Below are 3755 nucleotides of genomic sequence, written 5' to 3'. Positions count from 1 at the left end.
ACAAATAATGCCATTTTCCTTTAATTTTGATGTACGTTTCATCCATTTTCCATGAATAAAAGGATTTTTTATTTTTCTTTTTCCAAATTTGATAGAGTAGTTTGCCATATTCTTGCACCCAACGATAAATCGTCGTATGAGAAACGTTAATGCCACGATCATATAAGATTTCTTGAACTTCACGATAGCTAAGGTTATAACGAAGATAGTAGCCCACGGCTACAATAATCACATCCTGCTGAAATTGCTTTCCTTTAAAATGATTCATCGTCATTCCTCCTGCTATCTTTTTCTATTATTCTACCTTATTTGATAGTAGATTTAAAACTTTGCAACAGAACCATCTTGATTTTGTTGCGCATTACTCGTGTCTTCCGTCTCATTTTGTAACGCCACTTCTTCATTATCAAACGTCCCATTAATCCAATTAATTAATTCTACTGGCGAAGCAATAATAAAGTAAGTCACAATTAAACTAATTGTCACCAAAACAATCAGGATTCCATGAACGATTGGTGCTTTATTAAATTTCATCGACCCACTCATCCTCTCCGCCTAAAGTTTCTATTGGTAACGCAATAAAGAAGGTGGTCCCAATATTTTCAATACTGTTCGCCCAAATACGACCACCATGTAATTCAACAACTTCTTTAGCAATCGCTAAGCCCAGTCCAGTTCCTCCTTGCGCTCTAGAACGGGCCTTATCGACACGATAAAAGCGTTCGAATAAGTGAGGAAGCGCTTGTTTAGGCACACCAAGACCTTCATCTTGGATAGATAAGATAACCTCATCATTAGAAGTCATTAGACGAACCGTAATAGTTCCCCCATCTGGAGAATATTTGATCGCATTATTAATAATATTATCGAACACTTGCATCATTTTATCTTGGTCAATTTCCACTAAAATCGCTTCATCTGTTAATTCACGTTTAATTTCGATATGCATGTCATCATCTTTGGTCATCATCATATCGAAACGATCTAATGTATAATCAACAAATTGTCTAAACAATGTCAATTCAGGTAACACATCTTCACGACCTGAATCCATCCGTGATAACCGTAAGAGATCATTAATCATTCGAATCATACGATCTGTTTCGGTTTGAATCACGGTTAGAAATTCATCCGCAATCTCTTTATCTTCAATAGCTCCATCAGATAACGCTTCTGAATAACTTTTGACCGAAGTTAACGGTGTCCGTAGCTCATGAGAAACATTGGAAACAAATTGTCGGCGATCACGTTCAATTTTCTCATGCTCTGTAATATCTGTTAACACCCAAACTAATCCGCTAATAAAACCAGAATCACGTTGGATGACAGAATATTCCCCTTTAATAAGGGATTCTTGTTCTTCAGTTGAGAAGTCCATCACAATCGATTCTTGTTCATCAAATAATCCTCTAAACGAATAACGGCCGTTCAATTTAAGGACATCAATAATCGATTCGCCAATAATATCTTCTCGCACCGCATTGATAAACATTAGCGCCGCATCATTAATAATCATGACTTTACCACGACGATCTGTCGCAATAACGCCATCGGTCATATGTTTCAAAATGGAATCTAGTCGTTGCCGTTCCGCTTCCGTCAACTCTTGAGCATCACGAACACGAACAGATAGGTAATTAATCGCATTACCTAACTGGCCAATTTCATCTTCAGAATAAATTTTGACTTGCCCAGAATAATCCCCTTCTGAAATTTGATCGGCTTGGTCTTTCATCGCTTGCAATGGTTGCGTAATTCCACGTGAAATAAAGAAAGCTAAGAATATCGCAAAAATTAACGATACGATAGATGATGTAATATAAATAATGGCGATTCGTTGAACTTGAGCGTAAACCGATTCTAAGGTGACGCGTAAGTTAATAACCCCGATAACAGAACCCGAATTATCTCCTGAGAACACGGGGAAAACATATTTTTTCATCCGTAAACTTTTCTCTGAATTATACCCTTCTGATTCCGTTTGTAAGGCTGTAAAAATCGTCTGTTCCACATCTTTATCCGTGGAACGTTGGCCAATTAGTCCACGATTGGTTGGATTACTCGTCGCTAAAAGAAACGCATTATCATCAATTACCTGCGTTTCTATAATCTCTGAGTTATTAAATTGTTTTAATACTTCATTTAATTGATCGTTCTTCTCCGATTGTTCAAGCGAATCATTTTGTAAAATTCCGCGAACATTATCTTCCAAAAAATGAGTCTGAGTCGCAATCCGATCATCAAATGAGACTAACATTTCAGACTCTAATTGACGTATAAAATATGCTCCTACTAATTGTAAAGAAATTAATAAGAGCAAAATAAATACTAATGGAATTTTAAAATGAATCGACCGAAAAAAAGGAATATGAACTTTAGTTGTTCGCTTCTCCATTATGACTCCTGATTCGGTTTTTTAACAAAATATCCTACCCCACGTCTCGTCATTAAAATATTCGGATGACTAGGAGTTTCTTCTATTTTTTCACGTAAACGTCTAACAGTCACATCAACTGTTCGAACATCACCAAAATAATCATAACCCCAAACTGTTTGTAATAAATGTTCTCGGGTCATCACTTGGCCGCTATGTTTCGCTAAATAGTGTAGTAATTCAAATTCACGATGAGTTAAATCAATTTCAACACCATTTTTGGAAGCCATAAAGGCATCTTCGTGGATTACTAAGTCACCGATAACAATCTCTGCCGGTTCCTCTTCTTCCTCTTCTGGCACTTGTTCAACGACATTTCTTCTTAAATTGGCTTTAACACGAGCCGTTAATTCACGATTAGAAAATGGCTTCGTCACATAATCATCAGCCCCTAATTCTAATCCCAATACTTTATCAATTTCACTATCTTTGGCTGTCAACATAATAATAGGTACTTGACTGGTTTTCCGAATTTGTCGGCAAACTTCTAACCCGTCAATTTTAGGTAACATCAAATCTAAAATAATTAAATCAGGATGTTCTGATTCAAATTGTTCAAGCGCGGCTTCGCCGTCATAAGCTACGGCAATCTCATAACCTTCTTTTTTTAAACTAAATGAAATAATATCCGAAATCGGTTTTTCATCGTCTACGATTAAAACTTTTTTCATAGGAAGGGTCTCCTTTATACATAATCACTAATTTAAAATTAGCAGACAAAGGCGTTCTTTCTTCACCTTTATTCAGTAGATGATACATTACACCCACTGTTCATCTTCCTATTATACAGCTTTTCCTATAGTTTGCCAACGCTATCACAAAACACAAAAAAAGACCGAGCGGGGGTAAAAAACGCTCAATCTTTTTGTTGTTATTTTTATCTGTATGCTGCCATACTTACTGCAAATGATGGTTGGAAGTATGGGCTAATTGATGCGTAACCTAAAGGTGTACCAGGGTTTGATGCATGGATGTAGCTACCATTACCTGCGTAAATTGCTACGTGGTATGAGCTTCCTTGATCACCCCAGAATAATAAGTCTCCAGGTTGAGCTTGTGATACTGAAATTGTTGGGCCAGCAGATTCTTGAGCAACTGTCCATGAACCAACATCAGCGCCTGTTGTTTGTTGGTAAACGTATTGAACAAATCCTGAACAGTCAAAACCACTAGGAGTTTTGCCACCCCATACATAAGGCGTACCAATAAATTGTTCAGCATATTCTAAAACTGATGATGCAGAAGCACTTGGTTGTTGTGCTTCCTCTTGGGCTGCTGCTTCGGCTTCGGCTTGCGCTTGTTGTTCTGCTTCTGCTTGGGC

The 3755-nt window shown here is 37.3% G+C and carries 5 protein-coding genes; all 5 read right to left on the bottom strand.

The genetic code is table 11. The features are described 5' to 3' along the window. A partial coding sequence (locus tag B8955_RS06595; RefSeq protein ID WP_010716061.1) for an IS6 family transposase occupies nucleotides 1–268 on the bottom strand: 268 nt, incomplete at its 3' end. Nucleotides 269–321: 53 nt separating this feature from the next. Continuing rightward, nucleotides 322–534, bottom strand: coding sequence for a hypothetical protein (locus tag B8955_RS06590; protein ID WP_084099443.1), 213 nt, complete (start codon nucleotides 532–534; stop codon nucleotides 322–324). Then, nucleotides 524–2395 carry a cell wall metabolism sensor histidine kinase WalK gene (walK, locus tag B8955_RS06585; protein WP_084099442.1) on the bottom strand — a complete coding sequence of 624 codons (1872 nt, stop codon included), beginning with the start codon at nucleotides 2393–2395 and terminating at the stop codon, nucleotides 524–526. The genes B8955_RS06590 and walK overlap by 11 nt, the downstream gene beginning before the upstream one ends. Then, the gene (gene yycF, locus B8955_RS06580; RefSeq protein WP_084099441.1) at nucleotides 2395–3105 is read right to left on the bottom strand and encodes a response regulator YycF; all 711 of its coding nucleotides are present in this window, start codon (nucleotides 3103–3105) and stop codon (nucleotides 2395–2397) included. Before yycF ends, walK begins: the two co-directional genes overlap by 1 nt. Nucleotides 3106–3311: 206 nt before the next feature. Continuing rightward, the coding region (locus tag B8955_RS06575; protein WP_143238427.1) for a C40 family peptidase at nucleotides 3312–3755 on the bottom strand (444 nt) is incomplete at its 5' end.

The organism is Aerococcus suis, assembly GCF_900176325.1.
GTDB lineage: Bacteria > Bacillota > Bacilli > Lactobacillales > Aerococcaceae > Aerococcus > Aerococcus suis.
The sequence above is the reverse complement of the archived record's forward strand: the minus strand, read 5'-3'. Positions and strand labels throughout refer to the sequence as shown.

What these genes read in the sequence shown, in the direction of transcription:
- B8955_RS06590 (WP_084099443.1), bottom strand. Translation starts at nt 534, where the DNA reads ATGAAATTTAATAAAGCACCAATCGTTCATGGAATCCTGATTGTTTTG.
- walK (WP_084099442.1), bottom strand. Translation starts at nt 2,395, where the DNA reads ATGGAGAAGCGAACAACTAAAGTTCATATTCCTTTTTTTCGGTCGATT.
- yycF (WP_084099441.1), bottom strand. Translation starts at nt 3,105, where the DNA reads ATGAAAAAAGTTTTAATCGTAGACGATGAAAAACCGATTTCGGATATT.